Annotated in this window: 13 protein-coding genes and 5 pseudogenes; 9 read left to right on the top strand and 9 right to left on the bottom strand. The window is 41.1% G+C overall.

Features of this window, described 5'->3' with window-relative positions; genetic code table 11:
• Positions 1-142 precede the first annotated feature (142 nt).
• The 3 genes from HT678_RS08005 (at position 143) to HT678_RS07995 (ending at position 2968) form a co-directional block, all read left to right on the top strand.
• On the top strand, positions 143-391 hold the full coding sequence (locus tag HT678_RS08005; RefSeq protein ID WP_025170610.1) for a hypothetical protein: 249 nt from the start codon (positions 143-145) through the stop codon (positions 389-391).
• A gap of 130 nt (positions 392-521) precedes the next feature.
• Positions 522-1694, top strand: a complete 1173-nt coding sequence (locus HT678_RS08000; RefSeq protein ID WP_000151945.1) for a hydroxymethylglutaryl-CoA synthase — start codon at positions 522-524, stop codon at positions 1692-1694.
• Positions 1694-2968 (top strand): hydroxymethylglutaryl-CoA reductase, degradative, encoded by a 1275-nt coding sequence (locus HT678_RS07995; protein WP_000704368.1) that lies wholly within the window; start codon positions 1694-1696, stop codon positions 2966-2968. The genes HT678_RS08000 and HT678_RS07995 overlap by 1 nt, the downstream gene beginning before the upstream one ends.
• 35 nt (positions 2969-3003) lie before the next feature.
• Here HT678_RS07995 and HT678_RS07990 read toward each other — a convergent pair whose 3' ends face one another.
• Positions 3004-3969: a LacI family DNA-binding transcriptional regulator gene (locus HT678_RS07990; RefSeq protein ID WP_000226009.1), complete on the bottom strand. Its 966-nt coding sequence runs from the start codon at positions 3967-3969 to the stop codon at positions 3004-3006.
• Positions 3950-5404, bottom strand: a complete 1455-nt coding sequence (locus HT678_RS07985; RefSeq protein WP_023940842.1) for a glycoside hydrolase family 32 protein — start codon at positions 5402-5404, stop codon at positions 3950-3952. Before HT678_RS07985 ends, HT678_RS07990 begins: the two co-directional genes overlap by 20 nt.
• Before the next feature lie 381 nt (positions 5405-5785).
• Between HT678_RS07985 and HT678_RS07980 the strand changes: the two genes are divergently transcribed.
• Positions 5786-7672 carry a sucrose-specific PTS transporter subunit IIBC gene (locus HT678_RS07980; protein ID WP_023940843.1) on the top strand — a complete coding sequence of 629 codons (1887 nt, stop codon included), beginning with the start codon at positions 5786-5788 and terminating at the stop codon, positions 7670-7672.
• A 149-nt stretch (positions 7673-7821) separates the two neighbouring features.
• A complete protein-coding gene (gene scrK / locus HT678_RS07975; RefSeq protein ID WP_000164309.1) occupies positions 7822-8709 on the top strand; it encodes a fructokinase ScrK in 888 nt (295 codons plus the stop codon).
• Positions 8710-8751: 42 nt separating this feature from the next.
• On the opposite strand, the gene HT678_RS07970 is transcribed toward scrK, so the two are convergent.
• From HT678_RS07970 to HT678_RS11565, 3 genes and pseudogenes are all read right to left on the bottom strand, one after another.
• A complete protein-coding gene (locus HT678_RS07970) occupies positions 8752-9369 on the bottom strand; it encodes a TVP38/TMEM64 family protein (protein WP_023940844.1) in 618 nt (205 codons plus the stop codon).
• 402 nt (positions 9370-9771) lie between these two features.
• Positions 9772-10056, bottom strand: a pseudogene (locus HT678_RS07965) (IS30 family transposase); the annotation flags it as partial.
• A gap of 219 nt (positions 10057-10275) precedes the next feature.
• Positions 10276-10422 (bottom strand): hypothetical protein, encoded by a 147-nt coding sequence (locus tag HT678_RS11565; protein ID WP_240148193.1) that lies wholly within the window; start codon positions 10420-10422, stop codon positions 10276-10278.
• Between the two features lie 122 nt (positions 10423-10544).
• On the opposite strand from HT678_RS11565, the gene HT678_RS07955 reads away from it, so the two are divergent.
• The 3 genes and pseudogenes from HT678_RS07955 to HT678_RS11560 form a co-directional block, all read left to right on the top strand.
• Positions 10545-11456, top strand: a complete 912-nt coding sequence (locus HT678_RS07955) for an ABC transporter ATP-binding protein (RefSeq protein ID WP_023934336.1) — start codon at positions 10545-10547, stop codon at positions 11454-11456.
• On the top strand, positions 11435-12634 hold the full coding sequence (locus HT678_RS07950) for an ABC transporter permease (RefSeq protein ID WP_023934334.1): 1200 nt from the start codon (positions 11435-11437) through the stop codon (positions 12632-12634). Before HT678_RS07955 ends, HT678_RS07950 begins: the two co-directional genes overlap by 22 nt.
• Positions 12635-13221: 587 nt before the next feature.
• A pseudogene (locus tag HT678_RS11560) lies at positions 13222-13371 on the top strand (IS630 family transposase); the annotation flags it as partial.
• A 207-nt stretch (positions 13372-13578) separates the two neighbouring features.
• Here the strand turns inward: HT678_RS11560 and HT678_RS07945 are convergent.
• The 4 genes and pseudogenes from HT678_RS07945 to HT678_RS07930 form a co-directional block, all read right to left on the bottom strand.
• Positions 13579-14274 carry an LrgB family protein gene (locus HT678_RS07945; protein WP_023934327.1) on the bottom strand — a complete coding sequence of 232 codons (696 nt, stop codon included), beginning with the start codon at positions 14272-14274 and terminating at the stop codon, positions 13579-13581.
• Positions 14271-14645 (bottom strand): CidA/LrgA family protein, encoded by a 375-nt coding sequence (locus HT678_RS07940; RefSeq protein ID WP_000781328.1) that lies wholly within the window; start codon positions 14643-14645, stop codon positions 14271-14273. The genes HT678_RS07945 and HT678_RS07940 overlap by 4 nt, the downstream gene beginning before the upstream one ends.
• Before the next feature lie 184 nt (positions 14646-14829).
• Positions 14830-15132: pseudogene (locus tag HT678_RS07935) on the bottom strand (ATP-binding cassette domain-containing protein); the annotation flags it as partial.
• A 216-nt stretch (positions 15133-15348) separates the two neighbouring features.
• Positions 15349-15495, bottom strand: a pseudogene (locus tag HT678_RS07930) (choline-binding protein A); the annotation flags it as partial.
• Positions 15496-15534: 39 nt separating this feature from the next.
• On the opposite strand from HT678_RS07930, the pseudogene HT678_RS07925 reads away from it, so the two are divergent.
• Positions 15535-15792: pseudogene (locus tag HT678_RS07925) on the top strand (IS630 family transposase); the annotation flags it as partial.

The raw sequence follows: 15792 nt of genomic DNA, 5'->3' as shown, positions 1-15792 counted from the left end.
AATTTTCTGAAAAATGAGATAAATATAGTGACAAGGCTTTCTATGTATGCTATTCTCTCTATATAAAGGAGGAAAAATCATGAAAAAATCACTATTTTCCTTATTGTCTGTAAGTCTACTGACTTTGTTGCTTATCCCAGTCATGGTTTCTAGTTTGGGTTCAGAGTTTCAAAGTGGATTACAAGAGCATCAGTTGATTGCCGAAAAGGTTAGTAAAACACTTGACAAGACATTTGATAAGGATGTCAGAGAAATTCCGACCAGTCAGTTTTATCAAGAATTTGTAGATGAGATGGGAAGGACTTACTCAGGAAATTTAATCCTCCAGGAACTGATAACTGAGAATGGGGCTTATAAAGCTACTTATATCGGTGAACTCTCTAGCAACTAATCATTCTTTGAAATTATGACCAATAAGAGGCTTGATTTGGTGAATCAAGTCTTTTTTATCTCTTTTACTGCCATTTGTGATAAAATAGTACCGAACGATTTTTTACATGAATGATAAAACAGAGGTAAATATGACAATCGGTATTGATAAGATTGGTTTTGCGACCAGTCAATATGTCTTGAAGTTACAAGACTTAGCAGAAGCGAGGGGAATTGACCCTGAAAAATTAAGCAAAGGACTCTTACTCGAGGAATTGAGTATTGCGCCCTTAACTGAGGACATCGTGACCTTGGCGGCCAGTGCTAGTGACTTTATTTTAACTGAGCAAGAAAGAGCAGAAATTGACATGGTCATTGTGGCGACCGAGTCAGGAATTGACCAGAGTAAGGCTGCAGCCGTCTTTGTGCATGGCTTGCTGGGTATTCAGCCCTTTGCGCGTAGTTTCGAGATTAAAGAAGCCTGCTATGGAGCGACAGCTGCCCTTCATTATGCCAAATTGCATGTGGAAAATTCTCCAGAGTCCAAGGTCTTGGTCATTGCCAGTGATATTGCCAAGTACGGTATTGAAACTCCAGGAGAACCAACTCAAGGTGCTGGAAGTGTGGCCATGTTGATTACACAAAATCCACGCATGATGGCCTTTAATAATGACAATGTTGCTCAAACCCGTGACATCATGGATTTTTGGCGTCCAAATTACTCGACAACTCCTTATGTAAATGGTGTCTATTCTACCCAACAATATTTGGATAGTTTGAAAACGACTTGGCTTGAATATCAAAAACGCTACCAGCTTACTTTGGATGATTTTGCGGCTGTTTGTTTCCATTTGCCTTATCCTAAATTAGCCTTAAAAGGTTTGAAAAAAATCATGGATAAGAGCCTGCCTCAAGAGAAAAAAGACCTCTTGCAAAAGCATTTTGACCAGTCTATTCTTTACAGTCAAAAGGTGGGGAATATCTACACAGGTTCACTTTTCCTTGGGCTTCTGTCTCTCTTGGAAAATACAGATAGCTTGAAGGCTGGGGATAAAATCGCCCTTTATAGTTACGGAAGTGGTGCTGTAGCTGAGTTCTTCAGCGGTGAATTGGTTGAAGGTTATGAAGCTTATCTGGATAAAGACCGCTTGAACAAGCTCAACCAACGAACTGCCTTATCTGTTGCAGACTATGAAAAAGTCTTCTTTGAAGAAGTAGACTTAGATGAAACAAATTCTGCTCAGTTTGCTGGCTATGAAAATCAAGATTTTGCCTTGGTTGAAATTGTTGATCACCAACGCCGTTATAGCAAGGTTGAAAAATAATGAAGATAAGTTGGAATGGATTTTCTAAAAAATCATACCAAGAGCGCCTCGAGCTGTTAAAAGCTCAGGCGTTCCTTAGTCCTGAGAGGCAAGAGAGTTTAGAGCAGGATGAACAGATGAGTGTAACTGTGGCAGATCAGCTGAGTGAGAATGTGGTGGGAACTTTTTCTCTGCCTTATTCGCTGGTCCCAGAGGTTCTCGTTAACGGTCAGGAATACACAGTTCCCTATGTGACAGAAGAACCGTCCGTGGTTGCTGCGGCCAGCTATGCTAGTAAAATCATCAAGCGAGCAGGTGGCTTTACTGCTCAGGTTCATGAGCGCCAGATGATTGGACAGGTAGCCCTTTATCAAGTTGCTGACCCTGAACAAGCGCAAGAGAAGATTGCCAGCAAGAAAGCAGAGCTCCTAGAACTTGCCAATCAAGCCTATCCTTCTATCGTTAAACGTGGAGGTGGGGCGCGTGATCTGCATGTCGAGCAGATAAAAGGCGAACCAGACTTTCTCGTTGTTTATATTCATGTCGATACCCAGGAAGCCATGGGTGCCAATATGCTCAACACCATGCTGGAAGCCTTGAAACCAGTCTTAGAAGAACTCAGTCAGGGACAGAGTCTCATGGGAATCCTGTCCAACTACGCAACTGATTCTCTGGTGACTGCAAGCTGTCGCATCGCCTTTCGCTACTTGATCCGCCAAAAGGAGCAAGGACGAGAAATTGCAGAGAAGATAGCCTTGGCTAGTCAGTTTGCGCAAGCTGATCCTTATCGAGCGGCTACCCACAATAAAGGGATTTTTAACGGTATTGATGCCATTTTGATTGCCACTGGTAATGACTGGCGTGCCATTGAGGCGGGGGCTCATGCCTTTACTAGTCGAGACGGGCGCTATCAAGGTCTCAGTCGCTGGACGCTGGATCTTGAAAGAGAAGAATTGGTCGGTGAGATGACCTTACCCATGCCTGTAGCGACCAAGGGTGGCTCTGTTGGTCTCAACCCTCGTGTAGCTCTCAGTCATGAATTATTGGGAAATCCTTCTGCCAAAGAATTAGCCCAGATTATCGTGTCTATCGGGCTTGCCCAAAATTTTGCGGCCCTCAAAGCCTTGGTGAGTACAGGGATTCAGCAAGGCCACATGAAATTGCAGGCTAAATCTTTGGCACTTCTCGCAGGTGCTAGTGAATCCGAAGTTGCTCCCCTAGTCGAGCGCCTCATCGCAGATAAAACCTTTAACCTAGAGACAGCCCAGCGCTACCTAGAAAATTTAAGATCATAAAAACTCAGACGAATTCGGTCTGAGTTTTCTTGTATTTAAATACTTTTTCCTGGTAATAAGGTAACTGGTAAGAAGTAACCAGTTGTCGCAACTTCCTTGCCTTCGATCTTCTGCAAGAGAAGATCGACAGTGAGGCAGGCAATCTCTTCCAAGGGTTGCTTGATAGTAGCCAGTTGAGGGTAGTAATTTTCGATAAAGTAGGTACCATCATAGCCGATGACCTTGAGCTCTTCTGGTACAGAAATGCCCAATTCTTGAGCGATTTTAATGACCAAAATAGCTGTCAAATCATCTGAAGCAAAGATGGCATCTGGCTTTTGTCGAGTCAAGATATTCTTGATTTCCATTTCTTTTCTGACGGGAGAAAAGTCACTGGAAACATTGATAATAGGAGCTTTTGGAAGTACGGATGCAAAACCAGCGTGGCGTAGTCCAGTAGGCGAATTGGAATTGTCATTCCCTGTAATCATGATGATAGATTGGGCGCCTGTCTTAACCAAGGTCTGGGCAGCAAGAACTCCACCAGCGTAGTTGTCAGAGGAAACGACTGGAATGTCTGGTGACAGATTTCGGTCAAAGGAAATAATTGGTGCCGTCACTCGATTGTAGTCTTCGATTCCCAAGTTGTGACTACCAGAAATGATGCCGTCCACCTGATTGGCTTCCAACATTTCGATGTATTCGCGTTCCTTCTCAGAATCATGCTCACTGTTGCAGATGATGGTCTTGTAACCATTTTTGAAGAGTTGGTGTTCCAGCTTATCAATCAATTCTGCGTAGAAAACGTTGGAAATATTTGGGAAAATCAAGCCGATTAATTTAGCCGATTTTCCTTGCAAACTACGAGCTAGGTTGTTGGGCTTATAGCCCAATTCCCGCATGGCTTCATTGACTTTTTGGATGGTTTTCTCGGAGAGATAGCCCTTTTTATTGATAACACGAGAAACGGTAGTAGGGCTGACGCCTGCAAGTTTGGCGACATCAGTTAGTTTTGCGACCATAATCTAATTCATAGTAAGTTCCAGTTAGGTTTCCAGATTTGATGAGGATACCATTTTGGTCTACATGTGGGAAGACACGACCGGAAAATACTTTTTCTCCTTTATTGATGAAAATTTCAAAGACAGAGTTATCGATGAAAATCGTAGCAGTAGTAGCCTGATTCTCGATAGGGCAAGAACGAGTTGTCCCAAATTCTTGGGCATACTGTTCACCAGCCTGGCTACGATCTACTGTCACTTGACCATTTACAAGGTCAAAGTTGATGGAAAGTCCCTTGCCTTCTTGATCAGCTAGTAAGACAATCTCGCTCTGGCTATTAGCTTCCAAGCTGAGTTCAAGTTCGTAAGTGTTCTTAGTTTGGGCACGATTTGAGAAGGCTTCCTCAGAGGCACGAAGGTCCTTGACAGCTGCGACTGGGAATTGGTAGAGTTTACCGTCTTTGATAGTGAGTTCTTTGACCAAAGAGAAGGTTCCTTGGTGGTCAAAACGGTCAGATGGATATGAAACATCAGGCAAGCCAAGCCAGCTAACAGCTAGAGCACGTCCATCAGGATCGTTGAAGGCTTGAGTTGCATAGGCTTCGAAACCATAGTCCATGTTTTGAAGTTGAGACACATCTACCATTTTAGCATTTTCAGGGTCAAAGGAAGCCCCAATCTTATACATATTTGGAAAGATATTATCGTAGTCTAGAACTTTCTTATCCAATCCTTGTGGGCAGTAGAGAAGGACAGGTTGCTCCCCTACAAAGACCAGATTTGGACATTCCATCATGTAGGCAGTACGGTCGTTAGCAAAGTCAAGGTTGCCAACAACTTGCCAGTTTGTGTAGTCGTTGTCTACAGCCTTATAAAGACGGACGAAACCTTTTTTCTCCAAGTCTTGACCACCCACGATGGCATAAAATTGACCCTTAAAGTTAAAAATTTGTGGATCACGGAAATGATCAGTAGAGTCTGCTGGCTGGTCGATCAAGATCTTATCAATCTTTCTAATCTTGCCATCCTTATCCATCAAAGCTCCAATCTGGTAAGGGTGACGGATCCAGTTTTCATCACGAACATTTCCTGTATAAAATAGGAACAAGTTATCACCAAATTGCATGGCAGAACCAGAGTAGGCACCGTGGCTATCTAATGGAGTATCAGGTAAAACTTTGACACCAGTTTCTGTGAAGTGAACCAAGTCCTCACTTTCCAATTGCACCCAAGATTTTAAACCATGGGCTGCACCAAAAGGAAAATTCTGGTAAAAGAGGATCCACTTGCCATCAAAGTAGGAAAAGCCATTTGGGTCGTTGAGAAGTCCTGTTTTTGGCTCAACATGGTAATGAGTATGCCATGGAGATTGTGCTATATTTTCCTTTATATGTTGAATTTCTTCTTGCGTCCAATCTTGATAAAGTCTGTAACGACGCTCAGTAGTCCATTCCATTCATTCATTCCTCCAAAAATCTTATCACTTTTAATAGTAACCGTTTTCGGTTAAAAAAGCAAGTCTTTTATGTTAAAAAAGAGAAAAAACTGTCAAACGCTTATCATAAAATAGAAGCAGAAAATCAATCAACCATCTACAGAAAATTGAAAGAAAGTGAAACAAAACCCTTTTGAACTCAGATTTAAAACTTATTTTTTCAAAGAATGCCTGATGAAACAGTCAAAAACAATCAATCTAAAGCGTGCCCACTAAGTGGATGGAATATTTTTTCTGCAAAACGCTTGACATATTTCTAAAACATGATAAAATAATAGTCGTAAGGGCGAATAAAATCGCTTTCAAACAAGAACAAAATGTTATATAAGGAGATTTTTGCAAATGAACAATCAGGAAATTGCAAAAAAAGTCATCGATGCCTTGGGCGGACGTGAAAATGTCAACAGTGTAGCTCACTGTGCGACTCGTCTTCGTGTCATGGTCAAAGATGAAGGAAAAATCAATAAAGAAGTGATTGAGAACTTGGAAAAAGTTCAAGGTGCTTTCTTTAACTCAGGTCAATACCAAATCATCTTTGGTACAGGTACAGTTAATAAAATGTACGATGAAGTTGTTGCACTTGGTTTGCCAACATCATCTAAAGATGATATGAAAGCAGAAGCTGCCAAACAAGGGAACTGGTTCCAACGTGCTATCCGTACTTTCGGTGACGTTTTCGTTCCAATCATCCCAGTTATCGTAGCGACAGGTCTCTTCATGGGTGTGCGTGGTCTCTTGACTGCTCTTGGAATGACACTTCCAGCTGACGTGACAACTTACACTCAAATCTTGACAGATACAGCCTTCATCATCTTGCCAGGTTTGGTTGTGTGGTCAACCTTCCGTGTATTCGGTGGAAATCCAGCCGTTGGTATCGTTCTTGGTATGATGCTTGTTTCTGGCTCACTTCCAAACGCTTGGGCAGTTGCTTCAGGTGGTGAAGTAACTGCTATAAACTTCTTTGGTTTCATCCCTGTTGTTGGTTTGCAAGGTTCCGTTCTTCCAGCCTTCATCATCGGGGTTGTCGGAGCTAAATTTGAAAAAGCGGTCCGCAAGGTTGTTCCAGATGTGATTGATCTCTTGGTAACGCCATTCGTGACACTTTTGGTTATGTCTATCCTTGGACTCTTTGTCATTGGACCAGTCTTTCACGTTGTTGAAAACTACATCCTTATCGCTACAAAAGCGATCCTTAGCTTGCCATTTGGTCTTGGTGGTTTCTTGATTGGTGGGGTTCACCAATTGATCGTCGTGTCAGGTGTGCATCACATCTTCAACTTGCTTGAAGTGCAATTGCTTGCTGCTGACCATGCTAACCCATTCAACGCGATCATCACAGCTGCTATGACAGCTCAAGGTGCTGCGACTGTTGCGGTTGGTGTTAAAACTAAAAATCCAAAACTAAAAACACTTGCTTTCCCAGCTGCTCTTTCAGCCTTTCTCGGTATTACAGAGCCTGCTATCTTCGGGGTAAACTTGCGCTTCCGTAAACCATTCTTCCTTTCATTGATTGCTGGTGCAATCGGTGGTGGATTGGCTTCAATCCTTGGACTTGCTGGTACTGGTAATGGTATCACCATCATCCCTGGTACAATGCTTTACATCGGTAACGGACAACTTGCTCAATACCTTCTTATGGTAGCCGTATCATTTTCCCTTGGTTTTGCCCTCACTTACATGTTTGGTTATGAGGATGAAAAAGAAGTTGCTACTGAAGTAGAGACAGAACGTTTGGTCCAAGAAGAAACAACTGGTAACATTCCAGCAGCTCTTCAAAATGAAACACTTGTAACTCCTATCGTCGGTGATGTTGTCGCTCTTGCTGATGTCAATGACCCAGTCTTCTCGAGTGGAGCTATGGGACAAGGTATCGCTGTGAAACCTAGCCAAGGAGTGGTATATGCACCAGCTGATGCTGAAGTTTCAATTGCCTTTCCAACAGGACACGCTTTTGGTTTGAAAACAAGAAATGGTGCTGAAGTTTTGATCCACGTTGGTATTGACACTGTGTCTATGAACGGTGACGGTTTTGAAGCAAAAGTTGCTCAAGGTGATAAGGTTAAAGTTGGCGATGTTCTTGGAACATTTGACTCAAACAAAATCGCTTCAGCTGGACTTGATGATACAACAATGCTTATCGTTACAAATACAGCTGACTATGCTTCAGTAGCTCCAGTCGCAACAGGTTCAGTTGCTAAGGGGGATGCTGTGATCGAAGTGAAAATCTAATCAATCCTCTTTAATGTGAAAACGAACAAATGACATGTTTGTTCGTTTTTGCTTGAATGGTAAGATTTACAGAGGAAAATCTAAAAAATAGAGAAATTTAGACTTTCGAAATATGCTATAATAAAGAAAATAAAAACAAGAGGTTTATCATGACAAAATTATATGGAAGCTTGGAAGCGGGCGGTACAAAGTTTGTCTGTGCTGTCGGTGATGAAAACTTTAACGTTGTAGAAAAAACACAATTTCCAACAACAACACCAATCGAAACAATCGATAAAACCATCGAGTTCTTCTCAAAATTCGATAACCTTGCTGGTCTTGCAGTTGGTTCATTTGGTCCGATTGATATTGATAAAAACTCAAAAACTTATGGCTTTATCACAACGACTCCAAAACCAAACTGGGCAAATGTGGACTTGCTTGGTGCCCTTCGTCGCGCCCTCAACGTTCCTATGTACTTCACGACAGACGTAAACAGCTCTGCTTATGGTGAAGTGGTTGCCCGTAACAATGCTGGTGGCCGTATCGAAAACTTGGTTTACTACACAATCGGTACAGGTATCGGTGCAGGTGTCATCCAACGTGGTGAGTTTATCGGCGGTGTGGGTCATCCTGAAATGGGTCATTATTATGTTGCTAGACATCCAATGGATATTGAAAAAGAGTTTAAGGGTGTTTGTCCTTTCCATAAGGGATGTCTGGAAGGCTATGCAGCTGGTCCAAGTTTGGAAGCTCGTACAGGTGTTCGTGGGGAAAACATTGAACTCAACAACCCTGTTTGGGATGTCCAAGCCTACTATATCGCTCAAGCTGCGGTTAATGCGACAGTGACTTTCCGCCCAGACGTGATTGTCTTTGGTGGAGGGGTCATGGCTCAACAACACATGTTGGACCGTGTCCGTGAGAAATTTACAGCTCTTCTCAATGGTTACCTACCAGTGCCAGATGTGCGTGACTATATCGTTACTCCAGCAGTAGCAGGAAATGGTTCTGCCACACTTGGGAACTTTGTTCTTGCAAAAGAAGTTTCAAAATAAAGCACAAAATCCGTTTGGGAAACCAAACGGATTTTTTACGTGTCAAAGCATTTGCCAGAAGAAGTCGATAATATAGGTCAGACCGTAGGTATAAACCACGAGGGTAAAGGGCTTGGTTAGAATGATGATGGTCATATAGCGCTTGAAACTCATCTTGGTCAGGGCAGCCAGCATACAGAGAAAGTCAGCTGGACTAATGGGCCAAATCATCATAAAGATAAAGAAACGGTCAAAACGATTGCCCTTGTCCAACCAGCCGATGTACTTGTCATAGGTGCGCTTGCTGACGACAGACTGGACAAAGGCGGCCCCATAGAGGCGCACCAGATAAAAGATAATGGCACAGCCAATCACGATACCGATATAGTTGTAGATTGTCCCGATGATGTGACCGTAGATAAAGACCCCAGCTACCGAGGTCAAGGCCCCAGGAATGATAGGGACGACCGTTTGTAAAATCTGTAAAAAGATAAAGAGGGGTGGCCCCCAGATGCCTGCCTGCTGGATAAAGGCAGAGAGGGTTTCCTTGGACTGTAAAATCCCAGCCTGATAAGCCCAAATGCAGAAAATCAAACTCCCAACCCCACCGGCAATCGATGAGATATTGATAAGGTGCTGCAGAAGGGGAGAAACAGCTTTCATTTGTTTATCCTGTGACATGTAAACTCCTCATAGATAGTATATTTCTACTATACCATATTTTGGAGGAGAAAGGGGGAATGAGTGTTTTTGATGAGAAATAGATGGGAATACAGGCCTTCGAGACTTAGAACAGGTCTGTCAACTAAAGGTTATATGCATTCTAAGTTTAGAATAATCGTAATTCCATAAATTTACAAGTATTCTAAGTTTCGAATAGCTTATCTGAGATAATTTTGAGGCATTCGAGCTTTCGAATAGTCATCTTCTCTAAAGTTTAGATGTATTCTGAAGCTAGAAAAGCTAAAATCTAAAAATAATAAGAGTCTCTATCTGATGGATGTAATTTATGTCTAGTATGAATCCTTTGAATCGTTAGTTAATTTTAATATTAATCAGTTCTGAAATAATTACTAAATATAGTTAGATGGTGAATGAATTATTGCTAAATTTCAAGTTCAAGTTAGTCATCAAGAAGTTTTCTCTGAGCGACTTGTAGTTCAAGCATTTTTTAGGATAGTTGTTCATCCAATTTTCGATGAATGCGACTTCTTTGGGAGTTGTTTTCTTAGTTCCCTTAGGTAACCATCTACGAATGAGCCTGTTGTGATTCTCATTAGTTCCCCTTTCCCAAGAGGTATAGGGATGTGCATAGTAGATATGTTCCTTAGAAAACACATCAGACAAGCGATTGAATTCCGTTCCGTCCATTAGTAGATAAAGGATTACTCCTGCTTGAAATGACAGATGAACTTGTTTCTTATAAAAAATGTTGTCAAGAAATTATCTGTTTTTTTCCAGAAGTTTTAGAGGAAGAAAATTTTATGAGGAAAAAGAACTTACTCAAATAACAATTCAGGACCAAAAACTGACAGTTGAGGAGCAGAGTGGATAAATTAAGTTTGCTACTGTATAATGGATTTATCACTAATACTCTTCGAAAATCTCTTCAAACCACGTCAGCTTCGCCTTGCTGTAGATATAGTTACTGACTTCGTCAGTTTTATCTGCAACCTCAAAGCTGTACTTTGAGCAGCCTACGGCTAGCTTCCTAGTTTGCTCTTTGATTTTCATTGAGTATAAAAGTGCTCCATGCCATATTTTACATAGCATTAGTCTTCTAAAAATGGACAAAAAACATTGTAAAGGCTATCAAAAAGGAGTATAATGAGTGCAAGAAATTTCGGAGGTGAAAGATGCTAGAAGTAAGAAGTCTAGAGAAAAGTTTTGGATCCAAGCAAGTTTTGTTTGGTATTGACTTTCAAGCGCGACCAGGTCGTATTTTGGGATTAGTAGGAAAAAATGGTGCTGGGAAGACAACGATTTTCCACAGTATTTTGAAGTTTTTAGAATACCAGGGAGAAATCGGTCTGGATGGTCAGGATATTCGTCAGGAGACCTATGCTCGGATTGGTTATCTGCCTGAAGAACGCAGTCTCATGCCTAAATTGACAGTTCTTGAGCAAGTTCGCTATTTGGCGACTCTAAAAGGCATGGATGCCAAGGAAATCAAGGAAAAACTCCCTCAATGGATGAAGAGGTTGGAAGTGAAAGGGAAGCTGACAGATAAAATTAAGAGTCTGTCAAAAGGAAATCAGCAGAAGATTCAGCTCATCATTACTCTGATTCATGAGCCAGACTTGATTATCTTGGATGAGCCTTTCAGTGGATTGGACCCAGTCAATACAGAATTGCTCAAGCAAGTCATTTTTCAAGAAAAAGAACGTGGGGCAACCATTATCTTTTCTGACCATGTCATGACCAACGTCGAGGAGCTTTGTGACGATATTCTCATGATCCGAGATGGCCGTGTGGTCTTGCATGGACCAGTTCAGGATGTCCGAAATCAATACGGGAAAACACGTCTCTTTGTTTCAAGTGAACGAAGCAAGGAAGAATTGGAAAACCTTCCTCATGTCAAACAGGTGAGCTTGACCAAACAAGGTAGTTGGAAATTGATCTTGGAGGATGAGAGTGCTGGTAGAGAACTCTTCCCAATCTTGACTCAAGGGCAATATATCGCAACCTTTGACCAACAAGCGCCAACTATCGATGAAATCTTTAAACTAGAATCAGGAGTGGAAGTATGGGAAATGTGTGGGTTGTAATCAAGGAAACCTATCTTAGACATGTCAAATCGTGGAGTTTCTTCTTTATGGTGATTTCACCGTTCCTCTTTTTAGGAATCTCTGGAGGAATTGCTTATCTCCAAGGCTCTTCAATGGCTAAAAATGATAAAGTGGCAGTAGTGACAACAGTGCCATCTGTAGCAGAAGGACTGAAGAATGTAAATGGTGTTAATTTTGACTACAAAGACGAAGCAAGTGCCAAAGAAGCGATTAAAGATGAAAAATTAAAAGGCTATCTGACTATTGACCAAGAGGATAGTGTCTTGAAGGCAGTTTATCATGGCGAAACGTCGCTTGAAAATGGAATTAAATTTGCAGTTACAGATACACTCAATGAACTGCAAAATCAGCTTAATCGTTCAACTGCTTCCTTGTCTCAAGAGCAGGAAAAACGCTTAGCGCAGACAATTCAATTCACAGAAAAGATTGATGAAGCCAAGGAAAATAAAAAGTTTATTCAAACAATTGCAGCAGGCGCCTTAGGATTCTTTCTTTATATGATTCTGATTACCTATGCGGGTGTAACAGCTCAGGAAGTTGCCAGTGAAAAAGGCACCAAAATTATGGAAGTCGTCTTTTCTAGCATAAGGGCTAGTCACTATTTCTATGCGCGGATGATGGCTCTGTTTCTGGTGATTTTAACGCATATCGGGATTTATGTGGTAGGTGGTCTGGCAGCCATTCTACTCTTTAAAGATTTGCCATTCTTGGCTCAGTCTGGTATTTTGGATCACTTGGGAGATGCTTTCTCACTGAATACCTTGTTCTTTATTTTGGTCAGTCTCTTTATGTACGTCGTCTTGGCTGCCTTTCTAGGTTCTATGGTTTCTCGTCCTGAGGACTCAGGAAAAGCCTTGTCGCCTTTGATGATTTTGATTATGGGTGGTTTTTTTGGAGTGACAGCTCTAGGTGCAGCTGGTGACAATCTCATCTTGAAGATTGGTTCTTATATTCCCTTTATTTCGACCTTCTTTATGCCATTTAGAACTATTAATGGCTATGCAGGGGGAGTAGAAGCATGGATTTCACTTGCTATTACAGTGATTTTTGCGGTGGTAGCAACAGGATTTATCGGACGCATGTATGCCAGCCTAGTCCTTCAAACAGATGATTTAGGGATTTGGAAAACATTTAAACGTGCCTTATCTTATAAATAGAAGAGCCTCGCGAAAGCGAGGTTTTTTAGAGATAAAAAGAGTGGAATCACGAACCTAATTATGCACACATTATGTAAACAGGTTGCTTGAGAACTCAATTGTATAGTGAACTGAATCTGGAATAAGATAATATTGCTTCTAAAACATTCTTATAAATTGATTTGAATTCCAAAACCAGGGTGTGCAATTCTTATTTCCCATCACTTTATTTATTGATTATGATAGAACTCTTATCGGTCTGTAACAAAATTTCAATAATATAAAAACGCATCCTATCAGGACTCAACTTGATAGGATGCGTTTTTTGATTGTGAAGACTTTTCATCCAGCCTCTTTATGTGATAAAGTATCGTTAATATTCAATGAAAATCAGACTGGGAAGTTAGCGGAAGGCTCCTCGAAACATAGTTTTGAGGTTGAGGAACTGACCAAGTCAGTAACGTATACACACTAAGGACAAGCTGACGTGGTTTGAAGAGTATAAAAATCTGTTTCGTAAGCATCCAATAATAGGGTGTTTTGATAGTGTCATCATTTGGATAAGCATTATAGTATAGTGATATGAAATCAACTAAACTAAATAAGAAATATAGATTATCAAAACTCTTTGAAAAGATTGCATTAAATCTAAATAACATAGACGTCTTCAGCGTGTGCTGTCTCATCTTATGCGAAAATCTTATAAGGAGAGTATAGAAAATCTCGGTTGTAATCAACTAACTGATTGGAGAAATGTATAAATATGAGAAGTTAGACCCCCATGTCACTACCATAATGAGATTGCTCGAATTCCTTGCTTTTTATACTCAATGAAAATCAAAGAGCAAACTAGCCGCAGGCTGCTCAAAACAGTGTTTTGAGGTTGTGGATAGAACTGACGAAGTCAGTAACCATACCTACGGCAAGGCGACGTTGACGCGGTTTGAAGAGATTTTCGAAGAGTATTAACTCAATATCAAACTAGCTACGATGGGGCTGACAAAGACATAGAGAATACCAGTGACACCGATAGCCAAACCACCCATGGCTCCTGCTACAGAGCCGTATCGGAAGGCTGTTCCTGTTCCAACTGCATGGCCTGTTCCTCCAAGGGAAAGACCAACAGCTACTGGGTCGTCAATTTTCAACCACTTCAAAAGGGTTGGTCCGATGACACTGGTTAAAATCCCAGTTGCCACGACTACCACCAAGGTCACGGTCGTCAGACCTTGCAATTTTTCTGTGATTCCCACTGCCATGGCGGTTGTTACTGACTTGGGAAAGAGAGAAATGGCTAGGAAAAAGTCCATACCAAAGATTTTGGCCACAAGGGCTGTGAAAGAGGTATTGACAACTACTGCTAGCAGACTACCAAAGAGAATACTCCGAGCATGGTGCTTCATCAAATGAAAACTCTTGTAAATCGGAATCCCCAAAGCCACTGTCGACGGGACAATCAAGTTGTTCAGATAAACCCCACCTTGGTAGTAATCTTGATAAGAAATACCCGTCACCTTAAGAAAAATAATGATAAAAATAGCCGACAAAAGCAGGGGCGTTGTCAATGGATGAGGAAAACGTCTGTAAATCAACATCCCCACTAGATAAGCTAGGATAGACAGGGCAAGCCCAAATAGGGGATTGGAAACAAATTCACTCATTTGGCATCTCCTTTCTCATAATCTCCCTCAAACCGTCGTTTGATAAACTGAACTACCAACGCTATGAGGATAATATTGACAACTGCTGCAAAAAAGACAATCAAAACAATGGGTAGGAGATAGGGAGCAATCACATCAAACTTTTCCATGATTCCTACTGCTGGCGGCAAAAAGAGAATGGTCATATTGGCCAGCAAGAAATTCCCCACCATGTTGACATGCCTAGTTCTCAACCATTTGAATTGTAGGGATAGAAAGAGAATAATCAAGCCGATAATACTGCCTGGGATGGGCAAATGAAAGAAACTGGAAATCCCCTCTCCGATTAGAGAAATCACAAAGAGAATCATTAATTGAACATATAATTTCATCCTAAACTCCACGAAATAGACTTCTTGAATACCAGTTTACTCTTTTTTCAGAAAATTTCAAGGAAATGAACAAGGGATAATGAAAATTAAAGAACAAACTAGGAAGTCAGCTGCATGTTACTCAAAGTAAAGTGTTGGGGTTGTAGGTCAAACTGACATAGTTTGAAGCGATTTTCGAAGAATATTACTTTTCTTTGCTTAAGTGAATGACTTGGTCGTAGTTTTTTAAGTCCTCTTCTGTGTAGTGGTGAATGGCTTCTATGACTGTTTGAGGTAGGGAGAAGAGCAAGTCGCTAATTTTTCTGCTATTTTCCGAGTCAAGATTGGCCTTAATCTCGTCTGCTAAGATGAGTTGGCTATCATGGTAGAGGGCGCGGGCGATTTCTAGGCGTTGTTTCTCGCCACCAGACAGACTATCATTGCTGAGCGTTCGATTTTTCAAATGTTCTAAACCTGTTTTTTTGAGGATATGATTTAGCGTTTGCTTTTATCTAAAATACTTCATATAAAAATGTAAATTTTTGGGGGATATACAATTAAATGAAAATATCGTAATGACACAGATTGAAACAAAAAGCGAACAAAACAGAATTCATTGTTTCGATTCGCTTTTCGTATTATTATCTAGTTTTTTTGTAGCTCTGATAACATTTAGTCTGAGCATGTACACTAATAGCTGAAGGAATAAAATGTATACTTTAGATTATTTCCAAGCGCCACCGGTATCTACACAGTAACCACCAGGTGTATAGGTGTTGTGAAGCATCTTACCAGTTGAAGCAAGGTAATACCAAGATCTGCTATCTTTCACCCAGCCTGTTAACATAGCACCTGAGTCTTTTAGGTAATATAGTTGCTTAGTTTCAAACAAGCATGTTATAATAAAGCTATGGCATATAGTACAGATTTTAAACAGCGAGCATTAGATTACATCAAAGAGGGGCACAGCCATGTCGAGGCAGCCAAGGTTTTTGATGTCGGCGTCAGAACTCTCTTCACATGGAAAAAGAACTTACGTGAACAAGGACACTTAGAGAGGAAAAAGCGAGTCGTCAAAAACCGAAAGATTCCTTTAGAGGAATTGAAAGCCTTTGTAGAGGCTCATCCAGATGCTTTTTTACGGGAAACTGCGGCACATTTTAATTGT

The sequence above is a fragment of the Streptococcus sp. 3167 genome (genome assembly GCF_013277175.1).
In the GTDB taxonomy this organism is placed as follows: domain Bacteria; phylum Bacillota; class Bacilli; order Lactobacillales; family Streptococcaceae; genus Streptococcus; species Streptococcus pseudopneumoniae.
The sequence above is the reverse complement of the archived record's forward strand: the minus strand, read 5'-3'. Positions and strand labels throughout refer to the sequence as shown.